We start from the raw sequence: 17,265 nt of genomic DNA on the forward strand, positions 1-17,265 counted from the left end.
AAAACGCTGAAGCCGACTGGTAAATCCTGTGGTTGCAAACCTGGCAGTTCTTGCTAGCGACAAGAATCAAAAGATTCAAATTAAAAAGCCGCATTTCAATGCGGCTTTTTGAATTAAACGAGCTATAAAAAATTACTTAAAAAAGTGAATCCATATGCGACTTAAAATAACGGGTCGCGCACAAGCCAAGCGGTGTGTAGTGCTTGGCCGGTGACATCCAGTCCACCAGGAAATTCATCAGTGTTTCTTCATCATCGATACTATGCACATAACGTTCAAACGACAGCTGGTCGTGGTTAAAATCCGTTTCCGGCAATTTTTTGCCGATTCGGCTACCTGAATGGAAGTCATACACATTGCCGTAACGGCTGTTTTTCACCTCTTCGTGCGCTTTAGACTGACGCTCAACCATACGCCATGGCCTGCCTAATCGTGCCAGCATAGGCATGCTTTCCAAAGCATCTCCGGCAATCCAGTCATAAATCACTTGCTGTTCATAAGCAGTGAACACGCCAAACATGGCCGCTTTTTCACCAGCAATGACTTTCCAGAATGGACTTTGTTCAGGGTCATGATGGCGTTTGATCCAGCCTGTTTTTTCCATTTCGTATAAAAACAGGGCGACCTGTTCGTTATCCTGCAACCATTCATTCACGGTTTTACCCCCGATCACACAACGGTCAGAATGCATAAATTGACCGATGTTGGCTTTGCTTTGCAAAACCCTGACCACTTCGCCTTGCAGGTCGAAATGCTTGATGATATCCAGCGTGCTTAAACCAACATCATTTAACTTTACGCCAGCAATCACGCGTTGCATAAACTTGCGTGATTCACTAAACATCGGCATCGCCTCTTGAACCGCATCTATCGCTGAACGTGCGTGCCCGGATTGCGCGTTATCAATGGTGGTGTGCAGCGTGAAATAGTAAGGGTCTATATTGAGTTCTTTCAACTCATAAGCAGTGATCAATAAGTGAAGCGGTAATTGCTCGTAACCGAGGTTGAAGCCGATCACTTCCGGCAAATGCGTATCAGTGTGTGCGGATAATGCCAACTGGATCGCACCCTGGGTAAAAAACTGGTCATCCAGGGTTTTCCAGTCTTCGCAGCCATTGAGTTTTAATAATTTGCGATAAAGCACTACGTGATTCATGGCTTCTACGCCATCACCAAGCTCTTCGAGATAAATTTTAATCAGTGATGCCAGCCGTGGGTCTTGCCAATGGCGCATCAAGCCAAATAACCATGCGCCATCGACCAGTTTGGTAGGTGCCACGGCTTTCAAGAAAAACAGAGCATGGGATTTGCTGCTAAAGTACCATCTTGGGTTACCCGCTTTACGTGCAGCCAGATATTCGCGGTATTGGCGCCCCACAATTTCATTATGTTCAATCAGCCAGTTATCCAACTCTTGAATATTGGCAGGCATGGTAATGGTATGGTTGTCCGTCTCTTTCAACTTTTCGGCAAGTAATTCTGCACTGTTAGACATGGTTTGTGCTGAATACTTAGCTTCGAGCAATGAGAAATAGACCGATTTGGCAGTCCAGTGATTCACTGCTCTGCCAGACAGGCTCACCGCTTCCTGTCTTTTTAATTCTCTTTCAATTTCTATACGCACACCAGACATAGTTACCGCCTTTGATTCATGAAGTAGGTAAGTTACGCAGTTAGCGTCAAATACCATATCAGACAATCATGGAGAAACATGTAGGAATACGCTTATTAAAACAATCGCGGAGTTCTGTTAAGCTGACATTACTGATTATCATGCATCTCAAAGGTATAAAAGTGATCAAGCACGTCGATAATTCATCCGCCCAGGATATGCTGGGCTACGATCCTCTAGAAAAACTGCTAGTGGCTTTATATGAACGTGGCTACCGCTTTGTGACGGTGACCCCGACCACACATCGGCTGGTGAATGAGCGAGCAGAAAATGCATGGGCTAAAACTTTGCAGGATATCTTTGGCTGGAATCGTCCGTTCACGCAGGAAAGTATAGACGCTGATATTTTCGAGCTAATGCATGCTGCTGGTGTGTTGCGTGCTGTGGATGATGGCTGGCAATCCCTGGTGCGGGTTTCCAGTGTGGCGGATAAGTTATTTGTGCATTCCGGCTTTCCAACCGAGGCACAAGACGCCGTGTTTTTTGGCCCGGATACCTATCGTTATATCAATGCCATGTATCACTCACTCGCTACCCTGCAAGGCAAGGTTCAACGTTGTGTGGATATCGGCACCGGCTCTGGAGCAGCAGCGATTTTGCTGGCAGAAGCTTTACCCTATGCAGAAATTTTCGGTGTCGATATCAATGAGAAAGCGCTGGCTTTTTCGACGACTAACGCCAAGGCGAATAGCATTGCCAATGTCCATTTTCAATTCAGCAATCTGCTGAATGATTTGCAAGGCGAGTTTGATGTAATTATCGCAAATCCTCCTTACCTGGTGGACCCATCTGCAAGGGCATACCGCCATGGCAACGGGCCATTGGGTGCGCAGTTATCACTGGATATTGTAGACACGGCCCTCACGCGACTGTCACCCGGGGGAACGTTGATGTTATATACCGGCGTGGCTATTGTAGAAGGGCATGACCCGTTCCTGGAAGAGGTCAAACGGAAGACCAAAGAAGCTGGCTGCACCTATCAATACTCTGAAATTGACCCGGATATATTCAGTGAAGAACTTGCTACCGAGGCCTATGCACGGGCAGACAGAATTGCTGCAGTCTGGTTGCTGGTCAGCAGGCCAACCATTGAAGCAGATAATTTATTGCAATTAATCAGTACGGTGGCTGAACCGTAAGCAAGCACTTACTTTTGAATTGGCAGAGGTGTGGAGAGTGTCTGTGTTTTACTTAATGTCAGCCACAGCAAATGTACCCGGCAATCAAATTCATATTGCATATAGTTGGGCTCCATGTGCTGACACAGCTGGTAAAACGCCTTATCGTGGTCACGCTCTTTCAGGTGCGCCAATTCATGCACTACGATCATGGTCAGGAATTCCACCGGGGTAGATCTGAAAAAAGCTGAAATACGGATTTCTTTTTTGGCTTTGAGTTTTCCGCCCTGCACCCGCGAAATAGCAGTATTTAATCCTAGCGTCTGTTTTTCAACGGTTAGTCGATTATCGAAATACACCTTATCTAGCAACGGTGCATTTTTTAAATAACGCTGTTTAAAGTCGTTGCAAAAGTCATACAGTGCCTTATCACTTTGAATATTATGTGATGGCGGATAACGCTGGCTAAGGTAATGACCTAACTTGCCCTGATCGTGCAACTGCGCAATCTGCGCATGCAGATGGGCAGGATAACCGGGTAAGTACTGCTGGATTAACTGCAATGACATGCTGCTATTTTAGTCCACCAGCACAGGATTAGAAAATCAAAGAGATGAGCAATCGAATCAGTTAGAAATGAAACTAATCTTCAACCTGCAAGGGCGGGTAATCATTTCATGAATTACCTAGGCGACCAAATCCTGCTTTAACCCGTGTTCAGCCAGATAGGAACGGATATGTTCCTGTACCATCGGTTTGGAATAGAAATACCCTTGCACAAGCTGGCAACCCAGCTGCTGCAAAAACTGCACTTGGCTGCCGGTTTCAGCACCCTCGGCCACGCACTCCACCTGCATACCCTGGCATAGGGCGAGGATTGAACGCACGATGGTCTGGCTGGTGAGGTTGGTTTCAATGTCCTTGATAAAACTGCGGTCGATTTTCAGTTTATCCAGCGGCAGATTTTGCACATGGCTAAGGCTGGAATAACCGGTGCCGAAATCGTCAAGTGCGATCCGCGCCCCTGCCTGGCGCAGCAACTCAATATTATCTTTGGCGGTGGTGAAATCCTGCAGCAGGGCCGTTTCGGTGACTTCAAATACAAAGCGCGAAGGATGTAACCGGCTTTGCGCCACCATATAAATCAGCTCTTCAATGACCGCTTTATTGGTGACGTCGTAAGCAGATAAATTGAAAGAGAGGCGAATATGCGCTGGCCATTCTGCCATCACAATAATCGATTTATGGAACATCAGGCGCGTAAGTTCAGAAATCACGCCCAAACTTTCCGCCACGCCAATAAACACCGCTGGCGGCACAATGCCTAAAGTCGGGCTATTCCACCGCGCCAGACTTTCGAATGAGCTGATCGCGCCAGTGTTGACGTTGATAATCGGCTGAAACACAGGGAACAGTTCCGCATCCAGATCTGCTGCCCGCAATGCCTGGTCTACCTTGTTCAGGTGCTGCCGCTCTTCTTCAAGCGACAGCGAATAAATTTCCATATTGCCACGGCCGGTACGTTTGACATGGTAGAGCGCAAAATCCGCATGCTCATATAGGTCTTGCGCAGTATCTTTGGTGTTGGAAAACACGCAGGTACCAATCGAAGCTTTGATGTTGATGAGTATGCCATCGACATTCATTGGCTGCGAGATGACACGATTTATTTCTTTGCCTACCTGTTTTAACATCATGTGCTGCGCATCAGTCACTACCTGGAACGCAAACTCATCACCACCAAGGCGATAGAACCGCACATCGGCGATCTTGATACGCGCCAGACGCTCGCCAATTTCGATTAGCACCAGATCGCCAATATGGTGACCGTAAATATCATTGACCGGTTTAAAGTTATCCAGGTCTACAATGCCGACCGCAAACGGTTCTGCGGTTTTTTTGGCGCGTGCCAGTTGCTGCTCTACATGCATAAAAAACTGGCGACGGTTAGGCAAGTGCGTTAACGCATCCTGATTAGCCAGACGCTGGTTCTCTTCCAGCAAGAGATGCGTTTCGTGAGTGGCATTGACCAGCTGGTCAAACACATTGCTGCTTGCGCGCATGGCGAACAACATACCCATCTCGAACACCAGCACCAGACCAGCCAGCACATAAGGTTGCTGGAAATCCCCCATAAAGATACATACCAGGGCGGCAGAAATTAACAGGAAATTATAGATAAAAGCGGCGATGCCAATCTTGCTTAAAATAAAAGCAAAGCACAGGCCAAACAGGGTGATATAAACGATAAGGAAATAATGCCCAAAGCTATTGGTATGGTTGAACAAGTACAAACTGCGGAAAAAAGTGATCACACCTGAAATAACGAGTACCACTGAGGCCGCGCGCAGTCGCCAGCGCACTTTCTTAACGTCGGGATTATCTTCACGGTGCCAGAACCAGTACATAAACAACATGGCGGCCAGCGCCATACGGATCAGTGGCATGGCGACTGACACTCGCCAATCAATACCATCCCTTAAGGCAATGATCTGGATGGCCGTTGCGCTTAAGCCGGCAAATATCACGACGGGCACGTCAGCCATCAGGCTACGATAGCGTGCCAGCAAAAGCTCAGAACTTGTTGTTTTAGAAAAAGGCATGTTTTAATTCATTTCTGATCGACTGATATTAAGTGGCGTCAATTTGTTTTAATCTTTGGGAAATAGCCAGGTTTTCAGCTCTATTCTCAATTGTTCGCATATCAAGGCCGGTTGTTGCCGACATTCCTGGCTCACTTTATACAATCATGAGAATAAATATGCAGTCATCTCCGGAGTGCAAATCCATACGTCCAACAGATCGGTATGGTAAGCCAGTCCTACAATAATTGAGCCTTTTCATAGGTGGTTTTTTAATAAAAGCGCCATTAAATCCATGCAAGTTGCCTAAATTCTCGATTTCTTCACATTTGCAAAGCCAATGACTCAATCTGGGGCAGACTTCACCGGATCCCAATAGGAAAAACTCACAAGTCGCTTGTTAAGCCCACCTGCAGCAGAAAGAAAAATAGGGAATTGTGAGCCATGAAGCTCCTTGCCAGAAACTCAACTGGCTATCGACAAGCCCGGGAGATTTTCTGGATGAGAACGTCTCGCTTGTGAGCTTGCATTAAAACCAGCGGAGTGAAAGAAGGGGTGCAGGGAAATGCTGGCAAAAAATACACAAGCCGGCACGCAAAAAACTTATCCGCACCTTAGGGATTTTTACACGGCAATTTCAATAATGGTCTGATGAGTGAGATTCGCTCGCTTCGAGCGTGTTGTTCATACAGCACTTTTATAAAATGAAAAGCCGGGGAATCCCGGCTTTTGCACATCAGATGTCTAAGACTTGGTTTACAGTGTTGCTGAATAGCCACGGTGGCGAACAGGTCTTGCGATAGAAAGCGGCGCTTCTTCAAATTCGTTCTGATACGATTTGATCAACGCATCCCCATGTTTGAGCCTCAATTCAAATCTGGTCACATCCGAGGGTGTCAAACTGTCAGGGCAGTCAATGGATATGTAAGTCAGGCTGAGGTGAATGTCTGGTTCGATCTGCAATTCAAAACATTGTCCATAGGCAGAACCGGAACTTATATCCGTCTGACTGAACCCCAGAACGCGGGCGTTACGGCAGGCAATAAACCAATAGCGTTCTTTACAAGCCTGATCTATCGAAAGACTTAACTCTTCAAAAACCTCATTTGCAAATTCAATCGATGTCAGCATAACTATTTAACCTGTCCAAAACACTAAAGTAATTTAAATTTTTCGCTATTCTAGTGGTGCTTCTGCTTTTTGATTGCAGGCGAATTCCTGATTCTCAGGTAAGACTTTTCTGACAGAGTCCACTGACAGGAATATCAGAATAAAGCTTCTTTTGATGCCTTTATTGATTGTATAGATTCTCCTACATTGCCTAGCCTGGAAAATAGCCCAGACAGCTCACACAAATCAATTACCGGAGTTCATCATCATGTCGTCTGCCAACCCCTTACCCGCCTTTGAACCTTTACCTGGAATGGGTGCTATCCCGCATGCAAATGGAGTCGCCTTTCGTGTGTGGGCGCCGCATGCGGATCATGTATCGGTCATAGGTTCGTTCAATGACTGGCAAGCGGAATCGGATAGCTGTGTGCATGAAGCAAATGGGTATTGGTACGCCGACCTTTCCCATGCAAAACCAGGTGATGAATACAAATTCCATATCATCAATGGCGAGCAGCAACTGCAACGCATAGACCCTTACGCAAAAATCGTCACTAACTCGGTCGGCAGCGGCGTGATTCCGGCACTGGATTTATTCGAGCCGCCAGCCAGCCAGTTTCAGATGCCGGCATGGAATGACCTGGTGATTTATGAGTTGCATATCGGTACTTTTAATACTGAAGAGGGCAAGGTGGGTACTTTTGACAGCGCCATTGAACGCCTGCCACACCTGAAAGCACTGGGGATCAATGCTGTCGAGCTGATGCCGATTGCAGAATTTGCCGGTGATTACTCCTGGGGGTATAACCCGGCGCACCCTTACGCCATCGAAAGTGCTTATGGCGGTGCGGATGGCTTTAAACGCTTTTTAACCGCCGCGCATGAAGCGGGCATCGCTGTGATCGTGGATGTGGTGTACAACCACTTCGGCCCCTCAGACATCAGCTTATGGCAGTTTGATGGCTGGAGCGAGAACGACAAAGGCGGCATCTACTTCTACAACGACTGGCGTTCCACCACGCCTTGGGGCGACACGCGGCCGGATTATGGCCGTGGCGAAGTCCGTCAGTATATTTTTGATAACGCCATGATGTGGCTGGGCGACTATCATGCCGATGGCCTGCGCTATGACATGACCCTGTATATCCGTAGCGTGGAAGCCAATGCACAGGACCTGATCGCCGAAGGCTTCAGCCTGCTGCAATGGATCAACAGCGAAGTACAGATTCGTCACCCGGGAAAAATCACCATAGCCGAAGACCTGCAAAACAGCGCGGCACTCACACTTGCCAAAGAACATGGTGGCGCCAATTTCAGTAGCCAATGGGATGCTGGCTTTGTGCACCCTATCCGCGAAGTACTGATAGAAGGTGATGACGCCAACCGCTCAATGCACGCCGTGCGCGATGCCCTGCTCAACCAATACAACAATGATGCATTCCAGCGTGTGGTCTATACCGAATCACATGATGAAGTCGCCAACGGCAAACAACGCCTGGTGTCAGAGATAGACCCGAGCGAGCGCCCGAATAGATATGCCATCAAACGCTCGACCCTGGGCGCCGCACTAGCCCTGACTGCGCCAGGCATCCCTATGCTGCTTCAGGGCCAGGAATTTTTGCGTGACCAATGGTTCCGTGATGACCGCCCTATCGACTGGCAACGTGCAGAAGAATATGCCGATATCACCACCATGTATCGCGACCTGATCAACCTGCGCCTGAATCGTGCCGGGCACTCCGCTGGTTTAAGCGGTCAACATACTGCGGTTTATCATGTGAATGACAACGACAAACTGATCGCCATGCATCGCTCTAAAGAAGGCGGCGCCGGCGATGATGTCATAGTCGTATTTAATTTTGCCGAAGGCCGCAAAGAAAACTACGTTATCGGCCTGCCACAAGGCGGCGAGTGGAAGTTGCGCTTCAACAGTGACACCACCATTTATAACCAAGAAATGGACGAAACCCCTTCCGGTGATATCAATGCCAACGAAGATGGCAAAGACGGCTTAGGTTTCTCAGCGCCAATCACGATTGGGGCTTACGCCTGCCTGATTTACTCGCAGGATAAATAAACCTTTATCATTCATGCATCCATTACGCATTCAAAAAACCGCGGAAACGCGGCTTTTTGGCGCAAACTTTGTGAATCCAGATGGACTCCAATGGATATGGCCTAATCTAAGCTAACGTAACGGGATAAATGAAATGACCAAAGAATTAAAAGAAACCAGGCTTGAAGCGCATTTAGAAGCCGTTGAGAAACATAAGGCATTACTGGAAAAACTGCATTTGAATGGCAACCAGCATCTGGATGAGGTGAACAACTCACTGCAAGAACTCACGTTGACGCTGGAAGAATACCTCAAGATCATTGGTATCCCGTAAGAGCGAATATGTAACTTGTTATTTCGTTGGATTTTTCCTGCCTTGTGCCTTGGTCGGGTTTAACTCGCCGGGCTCATCAGCATGAGACCAATCCAGCGCACTCAAGCCGGTTTCACGATCCAGGCGCCTGAGTAACTTGCGTGCGTCAAATGGCGCCTTCACTTTGATATCGTTATCAAAATAGCAATACACATCGCGTGATTTGCGGGCCGGTGGTGACAGGTCAGAAATCAGGTGCGCGTCTGTAGGTTGATCGCCTTTGCTCCAGGCTTTGATCCGTGCAGCCCAGTGATCCAGTGCTGCATCCGTATATCCGCTTGTATACAACTCTTCTGCGCCATGCAGGCGTAAGTAGGTGAAATCTGCCGTGATATCTTCTTTATATGGCCACTTGCCCGCTGTATCTGCAATCACCAGCGCCACCTGATATTTGCGCAGCAACTCAACAAATTCCGGCGTTTCAAAACTTTTATTGCGGACTTCCACCGTATGCCGCAACGGGCGCTTTACGTCCGTTTTCAGATACTCGCGGCCACGCATGGAAGCATCATGTTTTTTTGCGATTTCAGCTGCTGCTTGTGTGTCATGCGGCAGCTGCATGAGAAAGCTTTCAAACAATGCTGCATCAAACCTGAAACTTGGGGGAAACTGCCACAGAATCGGCCCCAGTTTTTCTTTCAGCGCCAGCAAGCCAGAGGCAAAAAAATTGGCCATGGGCACATCAATATCCTGCAGCCGTAAAATATGCGTGATATAGCGGTTAGCCTTAATACTGAATACAAAACCAGGCGGCGTTTGCTCATACCAACTCATGTAGCTAGAAGGGCGCTGCAAGGCATAAAAAGAGCCATTCAACTCTATGGTCGGCAAAGCACGCGAAGCGAACTCCAGCTCACGCTTTTGAATCAGGCCTTTCGGGTAAAAGACCTGGCGCCATGGCGCGTAACGCCAGCCTGAGATACCGATGCGAATATTGGGGGTAGCCATATTTAATATGGGTATGCAGCTTAAGAGAAGTTCACCGTTTTGAAAATATGTATAAATATGTTTTAGATACGGTGCATGAATATAGGGCTATTAAATGGCTCGTATAACCAGGCGCTTAAACTGCGTGCAAAACTAAACACAAATAACAGTATGCATAGGACAACAGTCATTCCTAAATATTCATTCATCCCCGCGATATAAAAAAAGATGTTTTAAAACACTAAAAACTAAGAATGCATGCATTGTTTGCTAAAAAGCAGCTAAAACAGTGCCCAGGTGGTAAATGTATCCTTTGAGATAGGAGACAATCAAAAGTGTGTAATTTAATTGCCAGCAATCCTATTTGCAGGTAATTTGAACGCAGATTGAAAATTATCATAAGTTTCTGCTACGCAGATAGAAGATGGCAATTTGAAGTTTTTAAATTGCAGTTGCATCTGAGTAGGCAACCGATTCACAGCAAGCAAGTCAGTCCGGTGTATGTTGGGTTAACGAGGGGATACTCCATGCATGATGAAATCGGCGATATCGAGCGAGCCAATCTGCGCTTTCGCCAGGTGGTGGAAGCCGCACCTACAGCGATGGTGATGGTGAACAATCTGGGCATCATCGAAATGGTGAATACCCAGACAGAAATCATATTCGGCTATAGCCGGGATGAGTTATTAGGAAAACTGATAGACATCCTGCTGCCTGAACGCTTCCGCCATCAACACCCGCATCATCGCGCCTCTTTCTTCTCTGATTTAAGCCCACGTGCCATGGGTACAGGACGAGACTTGTATGGCCGCCGCAAAGATGGCAGCGAATTTCCGGTAGAAGTCGGGCTCAACCCGATTGAAACCGATGATGGTGTCAAAGTACTTTCAGCTATCACTGATATTTCTGCCCGCAAACGCATGGATGAACGATTTCGTCAGGTCGTTGAAGCCGCGCCCAACGCCATGGTGATGGTGAACAAGAGCGGCATCATCGAAATGGTGAATACCCAGGCTGAGCGCATTTTTGGCTACAGCCGGACCGAGTTGTTAGGCCAACTCATCGACATCCTGTTACCTGAACGCTTCCATCAGCAACACCCGCATCATCGCGCCTCTTTTTTTTCCGATTTAAGCCCACGTGCCATGGGTACGGGTCGGGATTTGTATGGTCGTCGCAAGGACGGTAGCGAATTTCCTGTCGAGGTAGGGCTCAACCCGATTGAAACGGATGATGGGGTCAAAGTCTTATCAGCCATTACCGATATTTCCGCGCGGGTAAAAGCCAGTGCAAAACTAGCTGAGCATAGAGATGAGCTAGAGCGTAGTAATAAAGAACTGGCGACGTTTGCCTATGTGGCCTCGCATGACTTGAAATCACCTCTCCGCGGTATTTTCCAGATATCCCACTGGATAGAAGAAGATCTCAATAACGGACAAATGCAGGCCATCCCTGAGCATATGGAGATGTTGCGTGGCCGCCTGCGCAGAATGGAACATCTGCTGGATGATTTACTGGCCTACTCAAGAGCAGGCCGGCTGGAGGGCAATGTTAGTCTGGTGGAACTTGGCAAGCTCGCACACACTATTTTTGAAATGCAGACACCACCTGAAGGATTCACTCTTGAGACTGATAATGACTTGCCTACTTTTAGCACCCTTGCAACCCCTCTCGAACAGGTCCTGCGCAACCTGTTTACCAATGCAATCAAGCATCATGATCGTACGCTAGGCCACATTCATCTTAGCGCTAAACTTGCGAATAAACATTACTATGAATTCAGCGTGACAGATGACGGTCCTGGCATTTCTCCAGAATACCAGGAACGGGTATACCTGATGTTCCAGACCTTGCGTCCTCGTGATGAAGTGGAAGGCAGTGGCATGGGTCTGGCGCTGGTAAAAAAAATCGTCGAAGCCTATGGCGGTACCACTAGTATTGTGTCAGACGGAAAACGTGGCTGCTCTGTAAGATTCACCTGGCCTATCAACATAGAAGAAAGGCTGACTCGTGCAAATCTTACAGAAGCAAAACTATAAAGAAGTGTCATTGTTCATTGTCGATGATGATGACATCGACGCCATTGCACTGGAACGTGCATTACGTAAATTACGGCTCTTGAATACAGTCTTTCGGGCGCACGATGGTCGCGAGGCACTGGAATTATTGCGCTCTGGCGCTATCCCGGCCCCTTTTATCATATTGCTGGACCTGAACATGCCACGTATGAATGGTCTTGAGTTTCTTGAGGCATTGCGTACAGATCCGCTACTGACGCAGGCGGTTGTTTTTGTATTGACCACTTCAAAGTCAGATGAAGACCTGGCATCGGCTTACCGAAAACATGTTGCGGGTTATGTATTCAAGCAACACATGGATAGGGATTTTTTAGAGGTGATGGGCTTGATTGAGCATTATTGGCGACTGGTTGAACTGCCAGTGACGAAGGAGTAATAGATGCGATTGCTGCTGGTGGATGATGATGAGTTGGACCGAATGGCTGTCGTGCGTGTGTTGAGAAATCCAAAGCTGGTAAAAGACATCGTGCATGCCAGCACCGCAGTCAAAGCGCTTAAGCTCTATGATGAAAGTATATTTGATATTGTGCTGCTCGATTATCGATTACCTGATATGGAGTGCCTTGATGTGTTGAGCAAACTCACGCAACACACCGAAAAACACGCGGCTGTCGTTATCCTCACAGGAATGGAAGACAATGAGATCATAGAAAGAAACTGCATTTTTGCCGGCGCCCAGGATTTCCTGCTTAAAAAAGAGCTATCGGAACGCCATCTGACCAAAGCGCTGGTGCATGCGCAAGCGCGCCATGCGCTGAACAGCAAGCTGATTGACACCCACAGGCGTCTGAAATACCTGGCCGAAAATGACCCGATGACAGGTCTATCAAATCGCTATTATTTTGAAGAGCATTTGCGTGGTGCGATTCAACGTGCACATCGACTCAATTTTCAATTAGGCCTGATATACCTGGATATTGATAACTTTAAGCTGATCAATGACAGCATGGGGCATGATTCAGGCGATCAGCTGTTGCAGCAGATTGCTCAACGCCTGTTAGCAGTTGTCAGGGAAGGCGATGTGGTTTGCCGGCTAGGTGGCGATGAGTTTGCCATCATTGTGCATGACGTGGAAACCGAGACATCTGTCGGCTCTCTTTCGCAGCGGGTCCTGGAAAGTATACGTGAACCGATCACCCTCAATCACATAGAGCACTATGTGACATGCAGCATTGGAATTGCCACTTACCCCACATGTGCGACAAACGCCGAAGATATGCTCAAGCGCGCCGATCTTGCGATGTATCAGGTAAAGCGTGAGGGCAGGAACGGCTTTCATTTTTTCAGCGAGGTCCTGCAAGAGCAGATATTGAATCGGATCATGCTAGAGGGCGAACTTCGCTCACAACGCCTCCAGAACCAGTTAGTGCAATATTATCAGCCGGTCATTGACGCTAAAAACTTTCAAATCTGTGGCGCAGAAATGCTGATGCGCTGGCAACACCCGACCAAAGGCCTGTTACCGCCCATCGTGTTTCTTGAAGTAGTCGAAGAGCTGGGGTTTTTAGCTGCGATCGATACCAGGAACATACAGCTAGCGTGTATCCAGCTCGCCAAATGGCGTGATGAAGGTCGAGTGAATCAGCAGTTCGTACTAGCGGTGAATGCGAGTGAGCAACTGCTACAACAAGACAATATGTACATTGATATTCAGCGGGATATCAAGGATGCGCGCCTGCCCGGTGCATGCCTGACAATTGAGGTGACTGAAAGTGTCCTGGTGTCGGATTTCGACAAAACATCCTCCCTTTTAAACCGGATCAAAACACTTGGGGTCAAGATAGCGCTTGACGACTTTGGCATCGGCTACTCATCCATGTCCTACCTCAAACACTTACCTGCTTCCATTTTGAAAGTGGATCGTTCTTTTGTTCAAAATGTGCCAGAAAATGAAGCCGATAGCCGCATATTAAAAGCCATCATTGTCATGGCAAAAAGTCTGGACCTTGAGGTCATTGTTGAAGGAATTGAAACCATAGAACAAGCCACGATTTGCCGTGAATTAGGAGCAGACAAATTGCAAGGCTTTCTATTTTCAAAACCCTTGTCATCTGGCGATTTTACAGCTTTCCTGGCTACACATGATCCGGAGAGCTACAAGAAAAAATGTCTATGATTTTTTGCCTGCCGCGCTAGATTCCTGACTAATTTGTGAATTTTCTGAGATTGGCTCGAGCATTCTCAGAAGCCATATTCCGTGAATTATTTTTATTGATACGGTACTCAATTCGAAACGCTATGCCTCCTGGTTTTTAAGCCGGGCATGCTAAACTCGCTTAGACCCTTAACAATTAAAAAACAATGATTCAATACAACCCAAAAGACTGGTTAATTTTCATCTTCCGCTTTCACGAGTCGGATACTTTCCGGCGGCTGTTTCCCATGATGGTGTTTATCGGGATTTATGCTGCAGGCATTGCCTACCTCGAGCTGCAATATCTGAAGTTGTCTGACAGCAGCCATGTCAAAAACCTGTCTTTGATCCACACTACCGTCGGTTTCGTGCTGTCATTATTGCTGGCTTACCGGACCAACACTGCGTATGACCGCTGGTGGGAAGGCAGGAAATTGTGGGGCGCCCTGGTGAACAATAGCCGCAACCTGGCGATTAAACTTTCAGCTTATTTGTCTGATGAAAGCGACAAGGATTTTTTCAGGAAAATCATCCCTACCTATGCCTCAGTACTTTCCAAGCATTTGATGAATGAAGACGTCAGCAAAATGCTGTTTGAAGGCCTGGATCTGGAAATCGATCACCACGAACATCACCCAAACCAGATTGCTCAACACTTATTCCAGAAAGCCAACGAACTCTATACCACCGGAAAAATCAGCGGTCATCAGTTCTACATTATCAATGCCGAGCTGCAATCGTTCACGGATATCTGTGGCGCTTGCGAACGCATTAAAAACACGCCTATCCCTTACTCTTACAGCGCGTTTATCAAGAAATTCATCTTTTTTTATGTGATGACGCTACCGTTTGGTTTTGTGTTTAACCTGGGTTACTACGTGGTGCCGGTGGTAGTGTTTATTTTCTACGTACTGGCCAGCTTAGAACTGATCGCCGAAGAAATTGAAGACCCGTTTGGAAGCGATGCAAATGATTTGCCGACACCGAAAATCGCATCTAACATCAAAAAACATGTAGAAGAATTACTTTAAAAATCACATTGCCGGAAATATCAGATTATAAAAAGCCGCGATTCGCGGCTTTTTATAATCTCCCCCTCATAATTCCATATTGGGTCTACCCTGCTGCTCATCATTGCGTGGCTTGTTCAGTGTATTCTCTGGATAGCTGATCGGCGTATATGAATGCATGGTACTCACGCTATTCGACTGGCTTGCAGTATTTTCAAGTGTTGAATACACAGGGCGCTCATTGATACTGATAAAGGGATTAGTCATCGTATTCTCCTTCAAAAGCGGATGGCTAATCATAGATGCGCTTGAAAAACAGGATTATCAGGCGATGGCTGATGATTTTGTCAGAGTTCGCCTAATTTAGCTTATCTAATTAAGTCATTTGTTAATGCTGTAGCGCCCGCTACCCTGCGTCACAATGGTGAACAACATCAGACCCAGCATCAGCGGCACTTTAAATCCCAGGCCCGCTTCTGTATCGATCTGGTTCCAGCCGGACCAGCCCAAATCAAAGTGCACGGTGTATATCGCCACGTACGTAATAAACAATAACCCCAGTGCAGCTAGACGGCCATAAAACCCGACCAGCAATGCCAGGCCGAATACGATTTCACCAGTCCCCGCCATGACCCAGTTCACATCCGGGCCAAGCAGCCCTAGCGGAAAAGGAAATGGCAGGCCACTGAACCATTCCGGCGCATGAATACCGCCGCTTAATTTGGTGTAGCCTGCCACCAGGAATTCCTGGCCAGCCCAGATCCTGAGTGCCAACAACCCCAGGTCACGCATCGCTTCTGTCAGCTTCGCGTGCAATAAATGCAAGGAATTCATCTTTTAAATCTCCATAAAAATGTGAGCTCCAGGCAGATTGGCGCACAAATGCCTGTATCAAGTCTTTCCAGGCGGGTTCGCCCAACTGCTGACGGATCTCAGGAAAATGCGCTTCTACCATCTGGCTCGCGCCCAGGTAAACCAGGTAACGATAGGCGCGCATGCCGGGTTCGTCATAGCCGGCTGGCACCACCTCGGTGGTGCCCCTTACATAACTGTAGAAGTCTTCAAGCATGCGAGCTCTTGGTTTATGTGAGTGAGTGAAGGAATGTCGTTGTCCCATTCCAGCAGCACGGGAATCTGGTATTGCTGATGTAAAGCCATCGCGACTTCACGCGTGTTAGCCTCTACGCCCTGGCTATGCGTATCAATATACAACCCGAAGCGCTCATCAAACTCATGACCAGCCACATGCATATAAGTCACCCGTTGCATGTCGATTTGCGAAACAAAGTCATGCACCGCTAAACGCTGATGGTTTTTGTGATTCACCACAATATTGTTGATATCCAGCAATATATGGCAATCCGCCTGCTCAACCACCTGCATCAAAAATTCAGCCTCGCTCATTTCAGCAAAATTAGTGTAATAAGTAGTGTTTTCTACTGCGATCCTGATTCCCAACACATCCTGTACATGCTTGATGCGGTCACTGATGCGAATGACTTCGCTCCTGGTGAAAGGAATAGGAAACAGATCATATAGTTGATGCGCATCGCCACTTGCGGCCAGATGGTCAGAGTAATGCACTATATCCAGGTCATGCATCAGCTCGCGCACGGATGTTAAAAACGATTGCTGGATTGGCGCCTGGCCACCCAGGCTGAGTGAGACGCCATGAAGCTGGATCGGGCGACCCGACTGTAATAGCTGATGCAGTGGTGTTCTGTCGCGGCGTATCCAGTTCTCCGGGGCGACTTCAAAAAAGTCAGCCGCCACCGTCGACATATCCCACTCTGCCATCTCTTGTCGGTAACCCAGCCCAGCCATGGTGAAAACCCTATTTTAGTAATAACGCTTATTTTTTAGAACAAGTTGCTTCTTTTTTAGAGCATGAAGACTCTTTATCTTTGTGCTCGCTTCCGTCTTTTTTGGAGCATGAAGATTCTGCTTTTTTATCTGAAGACATTTCTTTTTTGCTACAGGTGCCAGCGCTACATTTTTTTTCTGGCGGGCTGCCTGCAAATGCACTGGTCGCGATAATGGTAGTGGCTAATGCTGCTAACTGTTTGATATTCATGTTAAGTCTCCAATAAAAGTTGATAAGCATTGCTTGAATGAAAGCGTCATTTCTCACAATGTTCACTTGCTAGTACGAGGTGACTGGCAATATGGTTACACTAGCAGATAAAAATTTATTTATTCACGACT

At 47.3% G+C, this 17,265-nt stretch carries 17 protein-coding genes; 7 read left to right on the forward strand and 10 right to left on the reverse strand.

Annotation, left to right across the window (positions count from 1 at the left end; translation table 11 throughout):
• Nucleotides 1-136: 136 nt before the first annotated feature.
• A complete protein-coding gene (locus VK958_RS10440) occupies nt 137-1,633 on the reverse strand; it encodes an iron-containing redox enzyme family protein (protein ID WP_325241121.1) in 1,497 nt (498 codons plus the stop codon).
• Nucleotides 1,634-1,701: 68 nt separating this feature from the next.
• On the opposite strand from VK958_RS10440, the gene VK958_RS10445 reads away from it, so the two are divergent.
• Entirely contained in the window at nt 1,702-2,811 is a 1,110-nt protein-coding gene (locus VK958_RS10445; RefSeq protein ID WP_325241122.1) for a class I SAM-dependent methyltransferase, read from the forward strand.
• Between the two features lie 8 nt (nt 2,812-2,819).
• Here the strand turns inward: VK958_RS10445 and VK958_RS10450 are convergent, their stop codons facing one another.
• The 3 genes from VK958_RS10450 to VK958_RS10460 form a co-directional block, all read right to left on the reverse strand.
• Nucleotides 2,820-3,359, reverse strand: a complete 540-nt coding sequence (locus VK958_RS10450; protein WP_325241123.1) for a YgjP-like metallopeptidase domain-containing protein — start codon at nt 3,357-3,359, stop codon at nt 2,820-2,822.
• A 117-nt stretch (nt 3,360-3,476) separates the two neighbouring features.
• Nucleotides 3,477-5,393, reverse strand: a complete 1,917-nt coding sequence (locus tag VK958_RS10455) for a putative bifunctional diguanylate cyclase/phosphodiesterase (protein ID WP_325241124.1) — start codon at nt 5,391-5,393, stop codon at nt 3,477-3,479.
• A 735-nt stretch (nt 5,394-6,128) separates the two neighbouring features.
• On the reverse strand, nt 6,129-6,503 hold the full coding sequence (locus VK958_RS10460) for a hypothetical protein (RefSeq protein WP_325241125.1): 375 nt from the start codon (nt 6,501-6,503) through the stop codon (nt 6,129-6,131).
• Between the two features lie 247 nt (nt 6,504-6,750).
• On the opposite strand from VK958_RS10460, the gene VK958_RS10465 reads away from it, so the two are divergent.
• Nucleotides 6,751-8,559, forward strand: coding sequence for an alpha-amylase family glycosyl hydrolase (locus tag VK958_RS10465; RefSeq protein ID WP_325241126.1), 1,809 nt, complete (start codon nt 6,751-6,753; stop codon nt 8,557-8,559).
• Between the two features lie 133 nt (nt 8,560-8,692).
• A complete protein-coding gene (locus VK958_RS10470) occupies nt 8,693-8,872 on the forward strand; it encodes a hypothetical protein (RefSeq protein WP_325241127.1) in 180 nt (59 codons plus the stop codon).
• An 18-nt stretch (nt 8,873-8,890) separates the two neighbouring features.
• Here VK958_RS10470 and VK958_RS10475 read toward each other — a convergent pair whose 3' ends face one another.
• Nucleotides 8,891-9,859: a DUF72 domain-containing protein gene (locus tag VK958_RS10475; RefSeq protein WP_325241128.1), complete on the reverse strand. Its 969-nt coding sequence runs from the start codon at nt 9,857-9,859 to the stop codon at nt 8,891-8,893.
• 506 nt (nt 9,860-10,365) lie between these two features.
• Between VK958_RS10475 and VK958_RS10480 the strand changes: the two genes are divergently transcribed.
• From VK958_RS10480 to VK958_RS10495, 4 genes are all read left to right on the forward strand, one after another.
• A complete protein-coding gene (locus VK958_RS10480) occupies nt 10,366-11,877 on the forward strand; it encodes a sensor histidine kinase (RefSeq protein WP_325241129.1) in 1,512 nt (503 codons plus the stop codon).
• Nucleotides 11,849-12,292, forward strand: coding sequence for a response regulator (locus VK958_RS10485; protein ID WP_325241130.1), 444 nt, complete (start codon nt 11,849-11,851; stop codon nt 12,290-12,292). Before VK958_RS10480 ends, VK958_RS10485 begins: the two co-directional genes overlap by 29 nt.
• 3 nt (nt 12,293-12,295) lie before the next feature.
• A complete protein-coding gene (locus VK958_RS10490) occupies nt 12,296-14,032 on the forward strand; it encodes a putative bifunctional diguanylate cyclase/phosphodiesterase (RefSeq protein WP_325241131.1) in 1,737 nt (578 codons plus the stop codon).
• 185 nt (nt 14,033-14,217) lie between these two features.
• Nucleotides 14,218-15,081: a bestrophin family protein gene (locus tag VK958_RS10495; protein ID WP_325241132.1), complete on the forward strand. Its 864-nt coding sequence runs from the start codon at nt 14,218-14,220 to the stop codon at nt 15,079-15,081.
• A gap of 66 nt (nt 15,082-15,147) precedes the next feature.
• Here the strand turns inward: VK958_RS10495 and VK958_RS10500 are convergent, their stop codons facing one another.
• From VK958_RS10500 to VK958_RS10520, 5 genes are all read right to left on the reverse strand, one after another.
• Nucleotides 15,148-15,327 carry a hypothetical protein gene (locus tag VK958_RS10500; protein WP_325241133.1) on the reverse strand — a complete coding sequence of 60 codons (180 nt, stop codon included), beginning with the start codon at nt 15,325-15,327 and terminating at the stop codon, nt 15,148-15,150.
• 114 nt (nt 15,328-15,441) lie between these two features.
• Nucleotides 15,442-15,894 carry a DoxX family protein gene (locus VK958_RS10505; RefSeq protein ID WP_325241134.1) on the reverse strand — a complete coding sequence of 151 codons (453 nt, stop codon included), beginning with the start codon at nt 15,892-15,894 and terminating at the stop codon, nt 15,442-15,444.
• On the reverse strand, nt 15,845-16,129 hold the full coding sequence (locus VK958_RS10510) for an HvfC/BufC family peptide modification chaperone (RefSeq protein WP_325241135.1): 285 nt from the start codon (nt 16,127-16,129) through the stop codon (nt 15,845-15,847). Before VK958_RS10510 ends, VK958_RS10505 begins: the two co-directional genes overlap by 50 nt.
• A complete protein-coding gene (locus VK958_RS10515) occupies nt 16,102-16,884 on the reverse strand; it encodes an MbnB/TglH/ChrH family RiPP precursor modification enzyme (protein WP_325241136.1) in 783 nt (260 codons plus the stop codon). The genes VK958_RS10510 and VK958_RS10515 overlap by 28 nt, the downstream gene beginning before the upstream one ends.
• A 28-nt stretch (nt 16,885-16,912) precedes the next feature.
• A complete protein-coding gene (locus tag VK958_RS10520) occupies nt 16,913-17,134 on the reverse strand; it encodes a hypothetical protein (protein WP_325241137.1) in 222 nt (73 codons plus the stop codon).
• Nucleotides 17,135-17,265: the final 131 nt, after the last annotated feature.

Source organism: Methylophilus sp. (assembly GCF_035460085.1).
In the GTDB taxonomy this organism is placed as follows: domain Bacteria; phylum Pseudomonadota; class Gammaproteobacteria; order Burkholderiales; family Methylophilaceae; genus Methylophilus.